At 66.8% G+C, this 18,777-nt stretch carries 16 protein-coding genes; 8 read left to right on the plus strand and 8 right to left on the minus strand.

The features are described 5' to 3' along the window. Positions 1-33: 33 nt before the first annotated feature. Positions 34-1,488 (minus strand): FAD-dependent oxidoreductase, encoded by a 1,455-nt coding sequence (locus WMN78_RS12850; protein ID WP_340534140.1) that lies wholly within the window; start codon positions 1,486-1,488, stop codon positions 34-36. A 67-nt stretch (positions 1,489-1,555) separates the two neighbouring features. Continuing rightward, complete coding sequence (locus WMN78_RS12855) at positions 1,556-2,566, minus strand: DNA topoisomerase IB (RefSeq protein WP_340534104.1); 1,011 nt, start codon at positions 2,564-2,566, stop codon at positions 1,556-1,558. 131 nt (positions 2,567-2,697) lie between these two features. Between WMN78_RS12855 and rarD the strand changes: the two genes are divergently transcribed. Further along, a complete protein-coding gene (gene rarD, locus WMN78_RS12860) occupies positions 2,698-3,687 on the plus strand; it encodes an EamA family transporter RarD (protein ID WP_340534105.1) in 990 nt (329 codons plus the stop codon). A 116-nt stretch (positions 3,688-3,803) separates the two neighbouring features. On the opposite strand, the gene WMN78_RS12865 is transcribed toward rarD, so the two are convergent. The 3 genes from WMN78_RS12865 to WMN78_RS12875 form a co-directional block, all read right to left on the minus strand. Beyond that, entirely contained in the window at positions 3,804-4,673 is an 870-nt protein-coding gene (locus tag WMN78_RS12865) for a universal stress protein (RefSeq protein ID WP_340534106.1), read from the minus strand. A 228-nt stretch (positions 4,674-4,901) separates the two neighbouring features. After that, positions 4,902-6,272: a 4-aminobutyrate--2-oxoglutarate transaminase gene (gene gabT, locus WMN78_RS12870; RefSeq protein ID WP_340534107.1), complete on the minus strand. Its 1,371-nt coding sequence runs from the start codon at positions 6,270-6,272 to the stop codon at positions 4,902-4,904. 84 nt (positions 6,273-6,356) lie between these two features. Beyond that, the gene (locus WMN78_RS12875; RefSeq protein ID WP_340534108.1) at positions 6,357-7,787 is read right to left on the minus strand and encodes a gamma-aminobutyraldehyde dehydrogenase; all 1,431 of its coding nucleotides are present in this window, start codon (positions 7,785-7,787) and stop codon (positions 6,357-6,359) included. 167 nt (positions 7,788-7,954) lie between these two features. On the opposite strand from WMN78_RS12875, the gene WMN78_RS12880 reads away from it, so the two are divergent. The 4 genes from WMN78_RS12880 (at position 7,955) to WMN78_RS12895 (ending at position 12,599) form a co-directional block, all read left to right on the plus strand. Next, positions 7,955-9,397 carry a PucR family transcriptional regulator gene (locus tag WMN78_RS12880; protein ID WP_340534109.1) on the plus strand — a complete coding sequence of 481 codons (1,443 nt, stop codon included), beginning with the start codon at positions 7,955-7,957 and terminating at the stop codon, positions 9,395-9,397. A 70-nt stretch (positions 9,398-9,467) separates the two neighbouring features. Continuing rightward, a complete protein-coding gene (locus WMN78_RS12885; protein ID WP_340534110.1) occupies positions 9,468-10,697 on the plus strand; it encodes an MFS transporter in 1,230 nt (409 codons plus the stop codon). Further along, a complete protein-coding gene (locus WMN78_RS12890; RefSeq protein WP_340534111.1) occupies positions 10,694-11,374 on the plus strand; it encodes a FadR/GntR family transcriptional regulator in 681 nt (226 codons plus the stop codon). Before WMN78_RS12885 ends, WMN78_RS12890 begins: the two co-directional genes overlap by 4 nt. 100 nt (positions 11,375-11,474) lie before the next feature. Beyond that, positions 11,475-12,599 (plus strand): AI-2E family transporter, encoded by a 1,125-nt coding sequence (locus WMN78_RS12895; RefSeq protein WP_340534112.1) that lies wholly within the window; start codon positions 11,475-11,477, stop codon positions 12,597-12,599. 127 nt (positions 12,600-12,726) lie between these two features. On the opposite strand, the gene WMN78_RS12900 is transcribed toward WMN78_RS12895, so the two are convergent. Continuing rightward, the gene (locus tag WMN78_RS12900) at positions 12,727-13,272 is read right to left on the minus strand and encodes a hypothetical protein (protein WP_340534113.1); all 546 of its coding nucleotides are present in this window, start codon (positions 13,270-13,272) and stop codon (positions 12,727-12,729) included. 91 nt (positions 13,273-13,363) lie between these two features. Between WMN78_RS12900 and WMN78_RS12905 the strand changes: the two genes are divergently transcribed. The 3 genes from WMN78_RS12905 to WMN78_RS12915 are packed head-to-tail and all read left to right on the plus strand — an operon-like array spanning position 13,364 to position 15,772. Further along, positions 13,364-13,654 (plus strand): hypothetical protein, encoded by a 291-nt coding sequence (locus tag WMN78_RS12905; RefSeq protein WP_340534114.1) that lies wholly within the window; start codon positions 13,364-13,366, stop codon positions 13,652-13,654. A 2-nt stretch (positions 13,655-13,656) separates the two neighbouring features. Continuing rightward, positions 13,657-14,484 (plus strand): DUF1206 domain-containing protein, encoded by an 828-nt coding sequence (locus WMN78_RS12910; RefSeq protein ID WP_340534115.1) that lies wholly within the window; start codon positions 13,657-13,659, stop codon positions 14,482-14,484. A 58-nt stretch (positions 14,485-14,542) separates the two neighbouring features. Beyond that, on the plus strand, positions 14,543-15,772 hold the full coding sequence (locus WMN78_RS12915) for an SRPBCC family protein (protein ID WP_340534116.1): 1,230 nt from the start codon (positions 14,543-14,545) through the stop codon (positions 15,770-15,772). A gap of 36 nt (positions 15,773-15,808) precedes the next feature. Here the strand turns inward: WMN78_RS12915 and WMN78_RS12920 are convergent, their stop codons facing one another. Together WMN78_RS12920 and cobA are read right to left on the minus strand one after the other, a co-directional pair. After that, positions 15,809-17,272: an FAD-dependent oxidoreductase gene (locus WMN78_RS12920; RefSeq protein WP_340534117.1), complete on the minus strand. Its 1,464-nt coding sequence runs from the start codon at positions 17,270-17,272 to the stop codon at positions 15,809-15,811. Positions 17,273-17,378: 106 nt separating this feature from the next. Continuing rightward, on the minus strand, positions 17,379-18,635 hold the full coding sequence (cobA, locus tag WMN78_RS12925) for a uroporphyrinogen-III C-methyltransferase (RefSeq protein ID WP_340534118.1): 1,257 nt from the start codon (positions 18,633-18,635) through the stop codon (positions 17,379-17,381). Between the last annotated feature and the right edge of the window lie 142 nt (positions 18,636-18,777).

The following is an 18,777-nucleotide window of genomic DNA, read 5'->3' on the forward strand; positions in this document are numbered from 1 at the left end:
ATAAGTGGACAAAAACTCCTGGATGGTGCGGCGTCAGTCGTCGGAGCCGCGGGAGATGCGGATCATTTCCTCACGCGGCACAACCTTCACGCGTTCACGCACGACGCCGGTGTCCGCCTCCGCTTCGGTCCACGCCTTTCCGAGGGCTGCTTCGTGCGCGTCGAGCCGGTTCCAGCCTTCCCAGGTGGTGTACTCCACGCCGCGCTCCTCAAGCAGGGCAATAATGGCGTGCGGATCCGGATTCTTCGCCGGCGGCAGCGTCAGCCGGTCCTCCAGCAGGCAGCCGATGGTCTCCAGTGCGTCGCCCTTCGTGTGCCCGATCAGGCCCACCGGGCCGCGCTTGATCCAGCCCGTGGCGTAGATCCCCGGGACGGGGTTGCCGTCGGCGTCCAGCACGCGGCCGCCCTCGTTGGGAATCACACCGGCTTTGGCATCGTATTCCAGTTCATCCAGCGGCGAGCCGTGATAGCCGATGGCCCGGTAAACAGCCTGGACCGGGTAGTCGATGTATTCCCCCGTGCCCTTGACATTGCCTGTGCCGTCGAGCTGCATGCGCTCAAACTTGATGCCGGCTACTGTGCCGGTGCCGGACGTGTTGCCGGCGGCATCGTAAATCTCCACGGGGCTGTGCAGGAAGTGCAGGTGGAGCCGGCGGGATGAGGGCACCTCGGCCTCCGCGTGCTCTTCCACCAGCCAGTTGGTCATGGTGTTCACCATGGTCTTGGTCTGGTTGTTGGTGCGGATGGCTTCCTCTGAGGCTTCGTCGAACTCGAAGTCCTCCGGGTAGAGCACAATGTCGACGTCCTTGGCGTGGCTCAGCTCGCGCAGTTCCAGCGGGGTGAACTTCACCTGGGCGGGGCCGCGGCGGCCGAAGACGTGCACGTCCGTGACCGGGGAGTTTTTCAACGCCTGGTAGACGTTGTCCGGAATTTCCGTGGACAGCAGCTCGTCCGCGTGCTTCACCAGCATGCGGGCCACGTCCAGGGCCACGTTGCCGTTGCCGATCACCGCGATCTCCTTGGCGTCCAGCGGCCATTCGCGGGAAACGTCCGGGTGGCCGTCGTACCACGAGACGAAGTCCGCGCCGCCGAATGATCCGTCAAGCTCGACGCCGGGAATGTTGAGGTCCGCGTCCTTGATGGCTCCCGTGGAGAAGATGACGGCGTCGTAGAAGGCACGGAAATCGTGAAGCTTCAGGTCGCGGCCGTACGTCACGTTGCCCAGGAACCGGATGTCGCCGCGGTCCAGGACCTTGTGCAGGGCATTCACGATGCCCTTGATGCGCGGGTGGTCAGGGGCCACGCCGTAGCGGATCAGGCCGTAGGGCGCCGGGTAGGCCTCGAAGAGGTCAATGCTGACTTCGAAATCGCCGTCCTTTACCTCATTGGATTTGGTCAGGATGTCCGCGGCGTAGACGCCTGCCGGTCCGGCGCCGACGATCGCGACGCGGAGGGGACGTTTGGGGGTGGTTGCGGCCGAGTTGGACACCGGGAGCCCTTCCAGAACTGAGAGACTGCGCCAAGTCACTTAGCGCACAAATCCCCATTCTAAGTGGTCAGCTCGCTTTCCCTGCGGAGCTGTTAATTGATACGACGTCCCCCTCGCGGTACAGCAGGGCTCGGAGTTCCGCTTCGGCCGAACCCGTCCGGTGGGGATCGATGGTCTCCCCCGCGGAATAGTGGTCCAGCAGCCGCGGATCCACATAGCTCTTGCGGGCGATCGACGGCGTGTTCCCCAGCACTGCCGCAGCGTCCTGCATCGCCAGGCTGATGGCCCGCTTCCTCGCCGCCACGGTGGCCTGCGGGCCGGTCCGGGCCAGGCTCACGGCAGCGGCCACGGTCCCCCGGAGCGTCCGGAAGTCCTTGGCGGTGAAGTCCGCGCCGGTGCGTTCCTTGACGTATTCGTTGATCTCCGCGCTGCCCACGAGATGCCAGCTGCGCCCGTTCTTGTACGCCAGCAGCCTGGCGTTACCCCCGCGGCGCTTAAGCGAGCGGACCAGGGCGGCGAGGTCGGCGTCGTCGATCTCCGAATCCCAGGTCTTGCCGCTTTTGGCGGGAAAACTGAGCCGGAGGCTCTCCTGCTTCACTTTCACGTGCGCGCACAGCAGGGTGGCCAGGCCGTGGCTGCCGTTCTCGTTGGTGTAGCGCTCGGATCCCACCCGGAGCGAGCCGCTGTCCAGCATCCTGAAGGCACCGGCCAGGACGCGTTCGCGGGAGAACCCGTCGCTGCGGAGGTCCATGGTGACCCGCCTGCGCGCGCTCGGCAGTGATTCGGCGAGCTGGAGGGCACGGTCGAACTTGAGCCGGTCCTTCTTTTCCCGCCAGGCAGGGTGGTAGATGTACTGCCGGCGGCCCACGGCGTCGAGTCCGGTGGCCTGGATGTGCCCGTTGTCGTAGGGCGCGATCCACACATCGGTCCAGGCCGGCGGAATGCCGATGCTCTCCAGCCGTTCCCGGACCGGGCCCGGGGGCAGGGTGGAACCGTCCAGGTCGCGGTAGGTGAAACCGGTCCCCGCGGCCAGGCGCCGGTAGCCCCTGCCCGAGGCGTTGCTGTGGCGGAGCCTCATCGGGGACCCTTCCGGGGAAGCGCGTTCATAGTGGTCAGCATACTGAGTACTGCAAGTCCCGCGCGTGCCGTTCCCGGGAATCGGTGCCGGGCTGGCGGAATACCGCCCGCGGAGGTGGTGTTATTGATCGTGTGCCTAGACCAAACGGAACCGCCGCTTCAACCGCCCTGACCACGCCCGGCGTCGCCCTTAAGGCAGTGGACAAGGACACGACGGCGGGCGTCCTCTTCGGGATCGGCGCGTACGGCCTCTGGGGGCTGCTGCCCCTGTACTTCTTCGTCCTGCAGCCCGCCGGTGCGGTGGAAATCGTCGCCAACCGGGTGGTGTGGTCGCTGGTGTTCTGCACGCTGCTGATCACGGTGACCCGGTCCTGGCGCGTCCTGGCAGCCGCCTTCCGGAACCGGACGGTTCTCGGCACGCTCTCCATCGCCGCGGCCCTGATCGCGGTGAACTGGCTGACGTATACCTACGGCGTGACCACCGGCCAGGCCGTGGAGGCGTCCCTGGGCTACTTCATCAACCCGCTCGTCTCCGTTTTGCTGGGCGTGTTTGTGCTGAAGGAAACGCTGCGTCCGCTCCAGTGGGCCGCCGTCGGGATCGGCTTCATCGCCGTGGTGGTCCTGACGATTTCGTACGGCAAACTCCCATGGATCGCGCTGACGCTGGCGGTGAGCTTCGGGCTCTACGGCTTCGTGAAGAAACGGATCGGTCCCAAGGCGGACGCCATCACCAGCCTGACGATGGAGACGGTGGTGCTCACTCCCCTGGCGGCTGCCACCATGATTTTCCTGGCCGTCAGCGGTGCGGCGACCCTTGGCACTCACGGTTCGGGGCACTTCTGGCTGCTGGTCTCCTCAGGCGTGATCACGGCCGTGCCGCTGCTGTTCTTCGGAGCCTCCGCCCGCCGCCTGCCCATGACAACCATCGGGCTGCTGCAGTACTTCGCCCCGGTGCTTCAGTTCATCGTGGCCCTGGTGGTGTTCAAGGAAACCATGACCCTGGACCGCTGGATCGGCTTCGGCGTGGTCTGGCTGGCGCTGCTGGTCCTGACCGTGGACATGCTGGCGGCGACCCGGCGGAACTCCGTGGCGAGGAAGCGTGCCCTGGCCGGAGCGCTGTAGCCCCGCAGACCGGCGCGAACACAGACCAGCGCGAACACAGACCAGCGCGAACGGGCAGATAATGCCCTGTTTTTTCGCTTGCAGGGGGCATTATCTGCCCGTTCGCGCTGTAGGGGTCAGGGCGCCATCGCGGTGTCTATCCGCTGGTGCTCGCGCGGGATGACCACCATGGGCACCGGCAGTGCGCGGAGCACCTTGTTGGCCGTGCTGCCGATGAACAGCTTGTTCCGCTCTGCGAGGCGCGAGGATCCCACGATCAGGATCTCACCGTCGTCCCATTCGAGGTCGTCGATGCATTCCTCGATGGTGCGTCCGTGTGCCACCTCCACGGTGACCTGATGCCCTTCAGGGAGGCGCCGCGAGGCTTCGGTGAGCACAGTATTCGCATGGATGTGCGCCGCGTTGACCACTTCCCCCGGGTCGCCTTCAGCGTCGAGCTCCACCAGGGACACCATCCGCAGCGGAACGCTGCGGCGCTCTGCGGCTCCGATGGCGACGTCGATCGCGGCTTCAGCGCCGGCGCGCTGGCCCACCGCGAGGGTCAGCCGGGAGATCGGCTCGGTCCGGCGGTATCCGCGCGGAGCCAGCGCCACGGGAACCGGTGACGCGTGCAGGAGGGCGTTGGCAACAGTGCCCACGGTGTGGCGTTTGAACAGCCCGTTGCTCGCCGCACCCACCACGATGAGCCCGGCCTGGTACTCGACGGCGGCCTCGATCAGTCCTGCGGCGAACGACTCGGCGTGGCGCGCGTGGAATTCAACGGGCACCTCCTCCGGGACCAGGCTGAGGCCTTCGCGTTGCGCGTCCTGGACGGCCTTTTCGCGGGCGAGGTCATGGCCGCTCGCAACCTCGTGCGCAACATGCAGCCCTTTGTCCACCACATAGACGAGATCGAGCTGCGCGCCCTGAGCCCGGGCCAGTGCGGACGCCAGGGCAACTGCATCGGCGCCGCGCTCGTTTGGTGTGTAGCCAACTACGTATCGCATGGGTGAACCCCTTTGTGGGTCTGGGGCAGAATCCAGCCTCGCCCGGGGTTCCCGGGCGACGTCGGCCGGTCTGCGTTCCTGCAGTGGTACTGCTGACTCTAGCCCACAAGGGCACAAATCAGAGGTGACATTCGGCCCGAAACACCCCGGACGTCCGCGCAGGCGGCGGCGGACACAAAAGAGCCGCAGACGCTGGGTCTGCGGCTCTTCGGTAGCGTCCGGTCGTGGCTAGGCGTGAGCCTTGATGGCAGCTGCCAGCACCTCGAGGCCGTCGAGCAGCAGCTCATCGCCGATGACCAGCGGCGGGAGCAGCCTGATGACATTGCCGTAGGTGCCGCAGGTGAGGATGATGACGCCTTCCTTGAGGCAGGCGGCGGCAACGGCCTTGGTCAGCTCCGGGTTCGGTTCCTTGGACCCGGCCTGCACCAGCTCGATGGCCAGCATGGCGCCGCGTCCGCGGATGTCGCCGATGACGGATGTCCCCGAAGCCGTAAGCTCGGCCTGGAGCTCGCGGAGCCGGCCGGTGGCCAGTTCCTCGATGTGCTTGGCGCGGGCGTTGAGGTCGTATTCCTCCATGGAGCCGATGGAGGCGAGGGCAGCGGCGCAGGCAACCGGGTTGCCGCCGTAGGTGCCGCCCAGGCCGCCCGGGTGGACGGCGTCGAGCAGGTCGGCGCGTCCGGTGATAGCGGACAGCGGCATGCCGCCGGCGATGCCCTTGGCCATGGTGATGATGTCCGGGACAACACCCTCGTGGTTGACGGCGAACCATTCGCCGGTGCGGCAGAAGCCGGACTGCACTTCATCGGCGATGAAGACGATGCCCTTTTCCTTGGCCCAGGCGGCCAGTGCCGGCAGGAAGCCCTCGGCCGGGACGATGAAGCCGCCCTCGCCCTGGATCGGCTCGATGATGATCGCGGCAACCTGCTCCCCGCCGATCTGCTTTTCGATCATGGTGATGGCGCGCTTGGCGGCCTCGGCACCGGTGATCGAGGGGTTTTCCTCGCGGAACGGGTAGCTCATGGGCATGCGGTAGACCTCGGGCGCGAACGGGCCGAAGTTGGTCTTGTACGGCATGGCCTTGGCAGTCAGCGCCATGGTCAGGTTGGTGCGGCCGTGGTAGGCGTGGTCAAAGGCGACGACGGCGTCGCGGCCGGTGGCCAGGCGGGCCACCTTGACAGCATTTTCCACCGCTTCGGCACCGGAGTTGAACAGCACGGTGCGCTTTTCGTGGTCGCCCGGGGTGAGGCGGTTCAGCTGCTCGGCGACGGCCACGTAGCCCTCGTACGGGGTGACCATGAAGCAGGTGTGGGTGAAGTGCTCCACGGCTTCCTTCACGGCCCCGACAACGGCGGGATCGGACGCGCCCACGCTGGTCACCGCGATGCCGGAACCGAGGTCGATGAACGAGTTGCCGTCCACGTCGTGGATGATGCCGCCGTCGGCGTCGGAAACAAACACGGGGACGCTGGAGGCGACGCCGGCTGCCACGACGGCCTTGCGGCGCTCGGTCAGGGCAACGGACTTGGGACCCGGGAAGTCTGCCTGGACGCGGCGCTTCTGCTCGAGACGGTAGGTGATGTCATGGGCGGTTGCAGTCATGGGAATGCCTTTCTGGAAAGTCGTGGGGAGAGTTATGCCGCTGGGTTACGCGGCTGGGTCATGCATCTGGGTCATGCGGCTGCGTCATGCATCGAGTGCAGACATCACGTGCTTGATGCGCGTGTAGTCCTCGACGCCATACATGGAGAGGTCCTTGCCGTAGCCGGACTGCTTGAAGCCGCCGTGCGGCATTTCGGCCGTCAGCAGGATGTGCGTGTTGATCCACACCGCGCCGAAGTCCAGATCGCGGCTGACGCGCATGGCGGTGCCGTGGTCGGTGGTCCAGACGCTGGAGGCCAGGGCGTAGTCGACGTCGTTCGCCAGCTCCACGGCTTCGGCCTCGGTGCTGAATTTTTGCACCGTGATGACCGGTCCGAAGGTTTCCTTCTGGACGATGTCATCCGTCTGCTTGGCGCCGGTGACGATGGTGGGCTCGAAGAAGAAGCCCTTTTCCCCCGCGCGGTGGCCGCCGGTGACAATCCTGCAGTTCTCGGGCAGGTGCTCCACCACCGACGTCACGGCGTTGAAGTGGTTCACGTTGTTGAGCGGGCCGAAGTAGTTGTCTTCGTCGTTCTGCGAGCCTGTGTGCAGGGTCCTGGTGTGTTCCACCATGGCCGCCACGACGTCGTCGTGCACGGAGTCCTCAACCAGCACTCGTGTGATCGCCGTGCAGTCCTGGCCGGCATTGAAGAAGGCGAACTCGGCAATAGCCGCGGCGCTCTTCTTGATGTCGGCGTCCTTGAACACGATGGCCGGGGCTTTGCCGCCCAGCTCCAGGTGCGCGCGCTTGAGGCCCTTGGCCGCTCCCGAAGCGACGGCGATGCCGGCGCGGACGGATCCGGTGATGGAAACAAGGCCGGGGACCTTGTGCTCCACCATCATGGCGCCGGTTTCGCCGGTGCCCAAAACCACGTTGAGGACGCCTGCCGGGAAGATCCCGCCGGCGAGGCGGGCCAGGACCAGGGTGGATTCGGGGGTGGTGTCCGAGGGCTTGAGCACCACGGTGTTGCCGGCCGCGAGCGCGGGACCGATCTTCCAGATGGCCATCAGGAACGGGTAGTTCCAGGGGGCAACCTGGGCCACAACGCCGATGGGTTCGCGGCGCACGTAGGAGGTGTGGCCCTCGAAGTACTCGCCGGCGGATTTGCCTTCGAGGATGCGGGCGGCGCCGGCGAAGAAGCGCAGCTGGTCGGCGCCGGCGGCCACTTCCTCGGACGCGATCAGCGAACGGACCTGGCCGGTGTTGCGGTGCTGGGCTTCCACGAGCTCGTCGCTGTTGGCTTCGACGGCGTCGGCAAGTTTGAGGAGCATCAGCTGGCGCTGGCCCGGGGTGACGTGCTTCCAGGTCTTGAAAGCGTCGCTGGCGGCCTTCATGGCGGCGTCGACGTCGGCCTGCACCGAGACGGGCGACTTCGCCACCACTTCACCGTTGGTGGGGTTCACGATGTCCAGCAGGCCGGTGCCTGCGGGCGTGACGAACTCGCCGTTGATGAAGTTCTGCAAGGTTTGGACCACGGTGTACAACCTCTTTCATGCTGGTTTCTGCAGCCGGTTTTGCAACCGGCCCAGTATTGCGACTGGTCACGAGCCTATGCCAGCCCGCCCACGCAAGGAATAGCCACCTGCACACCATCCCCGGAATCCTTTAGTGCGGTTGACCAGCTCGCAGTTATCCTGAATCCATGGCAATTTCCCTCGCCGCCCTGCTGGGCGTCCAGTCGCTCAAGCTCGTCAAATCCGGCCTGGCCGAGACGACGTGGCACCAGGACATCCAGTGGGTCGCCGTCACCGAGCAGGAGGATCCGCAGCGCTTCCTCAACGGCGGTGAGCTGGTGCTCACCACGGGCATGCGGCTGAAGGCTGCCCCGGACCAGCGCCGTTTTGTGCGGCAGGTGCAGCGGGCCGGTGCGGTGGGGATCGGCTTCGGTGTCGGGCTGACGCACGACGCCGTTCCGCCGGCACTGGTTGCCGAGGCAAACCGCTGGGGCCTTCCCGTGGTGGAAGTCCCGTACGAAACGCCGTTCATTGCGATCACCAAGCTGGTGGCGGACGCCCAGTCCGCGGACCATTACGCCAAGCTGGAACGGCTCATCGCGGGCCACCAGATCCTGGCCCGCGCCCTGCTGACCGGCGGCGGCCTCGCCGAACTCCTCAAGAACCTCGGCTCCATGCTGCGCACGGACATCGTCCTGACCCAGTTCACGGCGCAGCTGTACAACAGCGTGCCCGGGAACCCCGCGCCCACGGCCGACACGTGGGCGTCCTACCCCATCCCCACCGGCCGGCGCGACGCGTGCACCCTCTGGGTCCGGCAGCCTTTCGAGGATTCCGGCATCGTGGGCTACGCCCAGAACCTGATTAGCGTCGAACTGAACAACATGGTCAAACAGCGGCAGGCCCAGCGGGCCTTGTCCGGCCAGGTGCTGGAGGACGTGATCCACGGGACCCTGGAATCCAGCGAGGCGTCCCGGCGTCTCGCCGGTATCGGCGTCAACAGCACCCGGAAAAGCGTGGTCCTCCTCGCCGAGTCCGCGGCGCACCCCAAGCAGCTGGCGAGCTCCTCGGTGCCGCGCCCCCTGGAACACGGGGTGACCGCCGTCGTCGGGAAGGACCTGATCATCGTGGTCCACGACGACGGCAGCGGCGCCAGCGCGCTGGCCAAGAGCCTCAGCGACCACCTGGCGGAAGCCGGCATCCATGCCACGATCGGCATCGGCGGCGCGTACACCAAGCCCAACGGGCTGCGCTGGAGCTACTTCGAGGCCCGCGATGCGGCGAGCCACGGCCTGCCCGTCAACGAGCCCGAGCGGCTCAGCCTGACGTCGCTGCTGCTGGCCAGCGAGGACGTACCGCTGGCGGACATGGCGAATGAGTCGCTCAACCCGCTGCGGAACTTCGATGCCCTGCACGGGGCCGAGCTGATGGCCACGCTGGAAAGCTACCTGAACAACAACGGCTCAGTGGCGGCTGTCGCCGAAGCGCTGACGCTGCACCGCAACACCGTGCGGTACCGGCTCGCGCAGATCACCGAGCTGACCGGGTACGACCCCGCCCAGACCCAGGACCGCGTGCAGCTCTGGCTGGCGCTGGCGGTCCAGCGGCTCTCGCAGCGGCAGCAGGGTTAGGAACCCGGGCCCCACGAGAGGTTCCCCACTTCTTTACAAACATCAAACGTCTAACGTCTAATGTTTAAGTATGGCAACCACGACGACGGCACCACCCGGAACTGACACCTCACCCACCGCGCTGGTCAGCGCTGCCCGGCCGCGCGCCGTCGTCGTCCTCGGGATCCTTGCTTTGGTGCTGATCGGACTGAACCTCCGCGCCGGCATCACCGGAGCCGCCGCCCTCTTGCACGACCTCCAGGAAGTCCTGGGGTACGGGGCGTTCGTTGCCGCCGTGATCCCCTCCATTCCCACACTGTGTTTCGCGCTGGCCGGCGCAGCGACGTCCTGGCTGACGCGCCGGATGGGCGTGGAGAAGGCCATCCTCTTCGCCCTGGGGATGCTGGCCGCCGGCCTGCTGGTGCGCGGCATCCCGTCCACCGGCATGCTGCTGGCCGGAACGGTGGTGGGCATGTCCGGGCTTGCCGTCTGCAACGTGGCCATGCCCTCGTTCATCCGCGAGCACTATGCCCACCGCACGTCCCTCATGACGGCGCTCTACACGGTCACCATGACCACGGGCGCCACGGTCACCGCCGTGCTGGTGGTCCCGGTGGCGCAGTCGCTGGGTTCGGCCTCGGCGGGGCTGGGATCCATCGGCCTGCTGTCCGTCGCCGCCTTCCTCGGCTTCCTCCCGGTGGCGCTCCATGCACACCGGAATGCCGCCCCCGGCCGGGGCGCCCGCATTTCCCCGTGGCCGCTCCTGCGGACCCGCAAAGGCGCACTGCTCACCGCCATCTTCACCCTCCAGGCGCTCCTGGCCTACGCCGTGCTCAGCTGGTTCCCGTACATGCTCACCACCACGGGGCTCACCGCCACGGACAGCGGCCTGATGTTCGGGCTGATGCAGTTGGTCTCCGTTCCGGCCGGCATGGTGCTGATGGCCATCGGCTCCCGGCCGCGGATGCTGCGCCCGGCCTTCTACCTTGCCAGCGTCACCATGGTCCTCGGCGTGGCCGCCCTGATGCTGCTGCCCGCCGCCCTGGCCGCCGTTCCGGCCGTCCTGCTCGGGTTCGGCCTGGGCATTTTCCCGCTGGTCATGGTGATGATCAGCCGGAGCGGGCGTTCGACGGCGGAAACCACCGCCATGTCCACGCTGGCGCAGTCGGTGGGGTACCTGCTCGCCACGGCAGGCCCTTTCGGCATGGGGCTGCTGCACAGCGCCACGGGCGGCTGGACGGTACCGTTGATTTTGCTGCTGGCCATCGCCCTCGCACAGATCGTGGTGGCGCACCTACTGACGGCAAGGACCAAGCCATGACCCTCACCGCTTCGCACCGGCCCGTACTGGCCAACGAAATCACGGACAAGCTCCGGGAGATGATCCACTCCGGCGAATGGCAACTGCAGCAGAAGATCCCGTCCGAGCCTGAACTGATGGCCCGGCTGGGCGTCTCGCGCGGCACACTGCGCGAGGCCATCAAGGCGCTGGCCCACAGCGGAATGCTGGAGGTCCGCCGCGGTGACGGCACGTACGTCAGGGCCACCAGCGAGATCTCCGGCGCCGCGCAGCGGATGTACAAGGACCACAAGCAGGAGCACATCCTCGAGGTCCGGCTGGGCCTCGACACGCAGGCCGCCCGGCTGGCCGCCCGCCACGCACAGCCAGAGCACGTCGCCGCCATGAGGGCGCTGCTCGATGAGCGCCATGACGCCTGGCACGCTGAGGACTACGCCGCCTGGGCCCGGGCCGACTGGGATTACCACGTCCTGGTGGCGCAGGCCTCGGGCAATCCGCTGCTGCACGAGCTGTACGTCAGCTTTGGCGGCGTCTTCCACGCCGACCTGCTGAGGCAGCAGCGCCGCAGCGGCTTCAACGGGCTCCCCGACGAAGGGCACGGCAAGCTGGTGGATGCCATCGAAGCCCACGATGAGGCCGCCGCCGTGGACAGCGTCAACCGGAACCTGAACTCCTGCGCGGAGTGGCTCGGGCTGTAGCCGGCGCAACATCAGTAGGCTTAGCTTCCGGGAGCCCCCGGCTTTTGTCGCAGCCGGACCGGGCTTCCCGCTTCTGCACGCCGACGAATTGGAGTACCCCTTGGCCAGATCAGTCGAAGTCAGCGTCGAAGGCAAACGCCGGGATCTCTGGGCGGATGGCCTGGGCCGGGTCGGCATCCGCTCGGCCCAAATCCTCCTGATCCTCACCGTGGTGGTGGTGTCTGTCTACGCCCTCCTCCAAATCCGCCTCCTCGTCATTCCCGTACTCATAGCGCTGATCCTCGCCGCGGCCATCGGACCGTTCGTGAACTTCCTGCGCCGGCGCGGAATGCATGGCGGCGTGGCAACAGGCCTGTCGTTTGTGGCCCTGCTGGTGGTGCTGGCGGGAGTGACCACCGTGATTGTTGTGTCCGTGCGAAGCCAGTGGAGCGAGCTGGTGACCCAGGCGTCCTCCGGCCTGGATGAGCTGGAGTCCTTCCTCCTGAACGGTCCCTTCCCGCTGGACCGCGAGCAGCTTGAGCAGGCCCGGACGGGCATCGTCGAGTTCGCCACCAGCAGCCAGGTCCGCTCCGGAGCCATCACCGGACTCTCCGTGATCACCGAGTTCCTGGCCGGCACGGGCCTGATGGTGGTCATCCTGTTCTTCTTCCTGAAGGACGGCGCCAAGATCTGGAACTTCTTCCTCCGGCCCTTCACCGGCGAACGCGAAGCCAGGCTGCGCCGCGCCGGTGCCCGCACCATCCAGGTCCTGGGCGATTACGTCCGGGGCACCGCCATCGTTGCCCTCGTGGACACGGTGGCCATCGGCGCTGCGCTGTTGATCCTGCAGGTTCCGCTGGCCATCCCGCTGGCCATCATCGTCTTCCTGGGCGCCTTCATCCCGCTCGTGGGAGCCACCGTTGCGGGAATCCTGGCCGCCCTCGTGGCGCTCGTGGCCAACGGCCCCATCGTGGCGCTCATTGTGGTGGCCGTGGTGATCGCCGTGAACCAGCTGGAGGGCGACCTGCTCCAGCCGATAGTCATGGGCAAGTCCCTCCAGCTCCATGCACTGGTCATCCTGATGGCCCTCACCGCGGGAACCATCCTGGCCGGCATCATCGGGGCGGTGCTGTCCGTTCCCATGGCCGCCGTGATCTGGGCAGTCATCCAGGTCTGGACGGCGGAAAAACCGGAGCTGGAGCCCATGAACCCGGATCTTCCACCAGCCGACAGCAACCGCACCTAGCTGGCGGAGCAGTACAGTCGCACAGAACGCCAGAAAAAAATGGCCCGGACCCCCCAAGGGTCCGGGCCACTTTTGTCCTACAGGCCGGTTGTTGCCCGGCGGAAGCCTACAAGCTGGCGCGGACCTACTAGCTGGAACGGTGCAGCAGGCCCTGCAGCACGTTCTTCGGCCGCTGCATTTCGCCGTGCTTGGCACCCAGGATGATGACCCAGCCGGCAAACAACGGGATGGCCCACTGCAGGATCTTCAACTGCTTCTGGGCCGCCTTGAGCTCATCCGATGCGTCGGACCTGGGCTCGGTGGCACCCTCCGCACCCTCAGCGGCGAGCCTCTCCACCTTGCCGCCCAGGATTCCCGCGTACAAAGTAACGGCGGCGCCGGTAAGGGTGACCGCCGTCTTGTACAGGTTGAGACCGGCCACGCCTTCCTGTGTTGCAGTCCGGCCTTTGTTCTCCCACGTGATGGCGAGGCCCGACAGGAGGTGCGCCGCAAAGGCACCCGCCTGGACCGGTGCCCACTTCTTCCACCCCAGGCTGGAGAGCCGGGTGCGCTCGGCCGGATCCTTGGCTGCAGCCGCTGCCCCGTTGAGGCCGATGGCACCCATGAGGGAGCCCCCGAACCACGCCCCCGCGGTCAGGTCGTGAATGGACCGGGCAACAAGATTTCCTGCCATGATGATCTTCCTAACGTCAGTGGATACCGAAACTATAGTAAGCACGCTTATCAATATCTTGGTAGGGTGAAGGATGCGTAAAATCAGCGACATGAACGGTTCCGGAACGCTTTTCGGTTGGGCATTTGGCGATCTCTCACGGTCCGGGGACGAAGCGTACCTGGACGAACTGCGCCGCGATGCCCTTGCTAACGCCACCCAGGATGCCACGTCACGGGGCTTCGGCGTTGAGGAGGGCACCGAGGCCTACACGGTGATCAACCCGGGCGAAACTCTGGCCGATGTCCATACAGCACCGGACCAGCTCATTGTCCGCTGCACCGTGAAACTCACGGGCCCCGGGGCAGATAAAGTCCACGCCGAAGGCCCCATGAACGGCTAGCGATGGCGGACGAAGACACAGCTCTGGCCGAGGCCGCGGATGCGGCCGAGGCGGCCTCGAACACCAAGGCGCTGGACGTCGTCGCGCGGTCCGGTTTTGCGGTCATGGCCCTGCTACACATCGTGATCGGCGCCATCGCAATCGCCCTCGCGCTGGGCCAACCGGGACAGGCCGAGCCGACGGGAGCCATAGAGCAGCTTGCCGCGAATCCGTGGGGTCCCGCCGTCATGTGGGCGGGGCTGACCGGTTGCGCGGGACTGGCGGTGTGGCAACTCAGCGAAGCCACCCTCCGCGCCCGTCACCTGCCGGCAGGCCAGCGGGCCGGCAAGTTCATCTCCTCCGGATTCCTTGCCGTGGCCTACGGCAGCGTAGGGCTCACTTTCGCGGGCTTCGCGGTGGGCATGCGCGGTGACTCCGGGGACTCCACCAGGGACTTCAGCACAACCCTGATCCGGAGTCCGCTCGGTGTACCCGCGCTCATCGCGCTGGGGCTGACGATCATCGGCATCGGAATCTATTTCATCGTTAAGGGCATCCGCAAGCAGTTCAAGGACGAGTTGCACCATTTTGAAGGCACCCGCCGCGGACAGGTGATCAGCGCGCTGGGCGTTGCCGGCCATGCCGCCAAGGGCGTCGCCCTGATCCTTGTGGGACTGCTGTTCATCGTGGCAGCCGCCACCAACCGGCCAGGCGAATCCACCGGCCTGGACGGCAGCCTGAAGGCGCTCCGGGACCACGCGGCTGGCCCCTACCTCCTGACGGTCATTGCAGCGGGCCTGATCAGCTATGGGGTGTTTGCGCTGATCCGGGCGAGATTTGGCCGGATGTAGGCTGGCACAACGTCAACGGCAAGCATGTGGGCCGATCGCACTTAGGAAGGGGACGCTTATGGCATTCCATCTGAGCAGCCTGACAGGTGCCGCCTTTGGGCAGCTGTTCAGGACTCTCAAGACGGTCCGGCCGGAGCGCCCGATCCACCCCCGGGGGGTTGCCCTCAAGGGCGTGGTTCAGATCAGAGACCTCCCGGGAGGGGAAAGGGACCACAACGCCTCTGCACGGAGTGGAATCGACTGGATCGATAACCCGGGGCAGCACCCCGCAATCGCCCGGTTTTCGCGCTCAGTGGGTATTCCTGCCCCCTTCCCGGACATCTTGGGGCTCGCATTGCGGCTCCCGGACGGCCTCCGTCCCGCCGACGTCCTGTTCGCCACCACGGGGTTGTCTGTTCCAGGACGGTTCGTCCTGCTTCCCCACCGGAACCTCAACAAGGCAGCGTTCACCACGCTGATGCCCTACCGCGGGGCCCTTGGTCCCGTCCTGCTGGCGCTGGAGACCATTCAGGTCCCCGAAGGAGCCCGTTCCGCCGACACGGAACGGGCGCTGGAACATTCGCTCGCAGGCGCCGAGTGGGTGCTGGCCCTCAGCTTCGCCCGTCCGGGAGGCCCATGGCAGCGGTTCGGCACGCTCACTTTGAAAGCAGAAGCGGGCCCAACGGACACGGATTCCCGGTTCGACCCCGTGCGGAATGTGCTCCCCGGAGCAGAAACCTACGGCTGGGCCCGGCGGCTCCGGGAGCGCTCGTACGCCGTCGCACAGTCCAGAACTGATCGCAGCCTTCCGACCGAAGAATTGAGACTCCCGCGTCCGCACAAATCCAAGAAGAAAGTGAGCACTGAGATGGCTACCGTTTCGAAGACTTTCCTCACTCCGCCGGCCGACGTCTGGAACGTCATCGCCGACGGCTGGCTCTACTCCGGGTGGGTTGTGGGTGCGTCCAGGATCAGGGACGTGGACGCGCTGTGGCCTGCGGTCGACGGCGTCCTGCACCACTCGGTGGGCGCGTGGCCGCTGCTGATCAACGACAAAACCGTGGTCACGGCGTCGGATCCGGGGAAGTCCATCGAGCTGATTGCCCGGGGCTGGCCCCTCGGTGAAGCGAAGGTGGTGATCACCCTGGAGCCCGTGGAATCCGGGTGCCGGGTGTCCATCGCCGAGGATGCCATCAAAGGCCCGGGGAGCCTGATCCCCAAGTTCATCCGGGACCCGCTCATCTCGGTCCGGAATACCGAAACGCTGAACCGCCTGGAGCTGATGGCCGCCGGTGGCGCGGGGAACTGAGCCCCGCGCCACCGGAATGAACGCCACTTGGATGAACTAGACCTGCGCGGCCACTCCGTCGCGGGAGATGGACACCATGTCTTCGCGCGGCACAACCTTGACCCGCTCACGTGCAACCTCCACGCCGTGCGAGCCGGTCTCGGTGAACTTCTCGCCGAGGGCGCGCTCGTGTGCGTCCAGCGCCAGCCAGCCTTCCCAGCTGGTGTACTGCACGCCGCGGTTTTCCAGCAGTTCGACGACGGCGTCCGGCGCCGGTGAGGCGGCCAGCGGCAGGTTCGCGCGGTCTTCCAGGAGGTAGGTCACGGTTTCGAGGGCGTCGCCCTTGGTGTGGCCGATCAGGCCCACGGGTCCGCGCTTGATCCAGCCGGTGGCGTAGATGCCCGGCACGTGGGTGCCGGCAGCGTCCAGCACGCGGCCGCCGTCGTTCGGTACCACGCCCTTCTTGTGGTCGAACTCGACCTCGGGCAGGGCGGAACCGAAGTAGCCGATCGCGCGGTAGACGGCCTGGACCGGGTAGTCCACGAACTCGCCGGTGCCGCGGGCGTTGCCCGTGCCGTCCAGCTCGGTGCGCTCAAACTTGATGCCGGCAACGCGGCCGGGGGTCTCGGCGTCGTCGTACACCTCAACCGGGCTGTGCAGGAAGTGCAGGTGCAGGCGGCGGGAGGCCGTGAGCTCGGAAAGGTCCTCCGGCTGCTCGGCGATCCAGTTGGTGAGCGTGCCCACCATGGTCTTGGTCTGGTTGTTGCTCTGGACCTGGCGGTCTGATTCCTCGTCGAACTCGAAGTCCTCCGGGTACAGGATGATGTCCACGTCCTTGGAGTGGGCCAGCTCGCGCAGTTCCAGCGGGGTGAACTTCACCTGGGCCGGGCCGCGTCGGCCGAAGACGTGCACGTCCGTGACCGGCGAATCCTTCAGGCCGCGGTAGACGTTGTCCGGGATCTCGGAGACCAGCAGGTCGTCGGCGTGCTTGGAGAGCATGCGGGCCACGTCCAGGGCCACGTTGCCGTTGCCGATGACGGCGATCTCCTTGGCGTCCAGCGGCCATTCGCGGGACACGTCCGGGTGGCCGTCGTACCAGGAGACGAAGTCGGCGCCGCCGTAGGAGCCCTCGAGTTCGATGCCCGGGATGTTCAGGTCCGCGTCCTTGATGGCGCCGGTGGCGAAGATAACGGCGTCGTAGTGCGTGCGGAGGTCCTCGATGGAGAGGTCCGTGCCGTAGTCCACGTTGCCGAAGAACCGGATGTCTCCCCGGTCCAGGACCTTGTGCAGGGCGTTGACGATTCCCTTGATGCGCGGGTGGTCCGGGGCAACGCCGTAGCGGATCAGCCCGTAAGGCGCGGGGTAGCGGTCAAAGAGGTCGATGCTCACGGTCAGCTCGCCGCTCTTGACGGCTTCGCTCTTGGTGAGGATGTCGGCGGCGTACACGCCGGCGGGGCCGGAACCCACGACGGCGACCCGGAGCGGGCGGGCGGCAGAACCTACGGTGGTGCTAGTTGACACGGCTGTGTTCCTTTTTCTGTCACTGGCCCAACTAGGTAGCAGTTAACGTCGTGAAAACGGCTTTTGGGAGCGTTAGCTGCGAGCTAGTTGGGTGGGGGCTACGGGGCTACTTGGTCAGTACGCGGGGGCGGTTCGGGGTGGTGGTGCTGTAGTCGGCGGTTTTGAAGTGCGACGGCGCGAACGGGCTGACGCGGACAACGTCACCGATCACGATCACCGCGGGATTCGCGACGCCGGTGGCCTCGGCCTGGTCAGCAATGGAACCGACAGTGCCGATGGTCACGCGCTGGTTGGGCAAATAGCCGTTCTCAACGATGCCAACTGGAGTGTCCTGAGGCAAACCGGCAGCGGTTAGCGCGGCGGCGGATTCGCGGAGCTGGCCCACTCCCATGAGGAGCACGATGGTGTGGTCCGCCCGGGCCGGGACCTCGGAGAGTTCCTCGTGGCCGGTGACCACGCTGAATCCCTTGGCCAGGCCGCGGTGCGTCACGGGGATGCCTGCTGCCGCCGGAACGGAAATCGCGGACGTCACGCCGGACACTACTTCAACCTCGACGCCGTGCTGGCGGCAGTATTCGGCTTCCTCGCCGCCGCGGCCCAGGACGTAGGGGTCGCCGCCCTTGAGGCGGACCACCCGGTGGCCTTGGAGGGCCTCTTCCACGAGGATCCGGTTGATCTCGGCCTGGGGCACGGGATGGTGGCCGGGCGTCTTGCCCACCTCGATGACGCGGACGTCAGGGGCGAGCTCGTTCAGCAGTTCGCGGGGGCCCAGGCGGTCTGCCACCACGACGTCGGCCTGGCCAAGGAGCCGGCGGCCGCGGACCGTGATCAGGCCGGTGTCGCCGGGACCGCCGCCCACGAGCGCCACGCTTCCCCGGTGGGCCCGCTGGCGGCGCAGCGGCAGGTCGCCGGTTTCCAGCGCGGTGGCGACGGCGTCGCGCAGGGCCATGGCACGGCGCGGGTCTCCCCCGGCGTTCACGGCGATCTGCACGTCGTCAACGACCGCGACGGCCGGGGTCCAGGCGGCGGAGGCTTCGTGATCGGAGGCGTTGACGCACCAGACGCGCTGGGCTTCAGCGTCGGCCGAAACCCGGGCGTCCACGGCGGAATCACCGGTGGCGGTCTGGACGAACCAGACGCCGTCGACGTCGGAAGAACGGTAGGGGCGCTGCTCCCAGGTGAGGAGGCCGGCGTCGGCCAGTTCCCCAAGTCCTGCGGAGGCAGCGGGGGCAACCACGGTTACCCGGGCACCGGCGTCGAGCAGACCTTTGGCGCGGCGCGTGGCCACCGGCCCGCCGCCCACCACCAGTACGGGGCGGCCCAGCAGGCGCAGTGCCGTGGGGTAGATGTCCTGAATTGCCATAAATCGACGATAGGGCCGCGTCATATACCGGAACAACGGCGCGGAAACACCAGTTCACGTAAGGTAACGCTGCGTCACATTGCTTGTGGGCCGCGCGGGGCAAGGCGCTTGACGGCCGTCGTGGGGCGCATTGGGGCCGGTT

It is taken from the genome of Arthrobacter oryzae, from assembly GCF_037911235.1.
GTDB classification, from domain to species: Bacteria; Actinomycetota; Actinomycetes; order Actinomycetales; family Micrococcaceae; genus Arthrobacter; species Arthrobacter oryzae_E.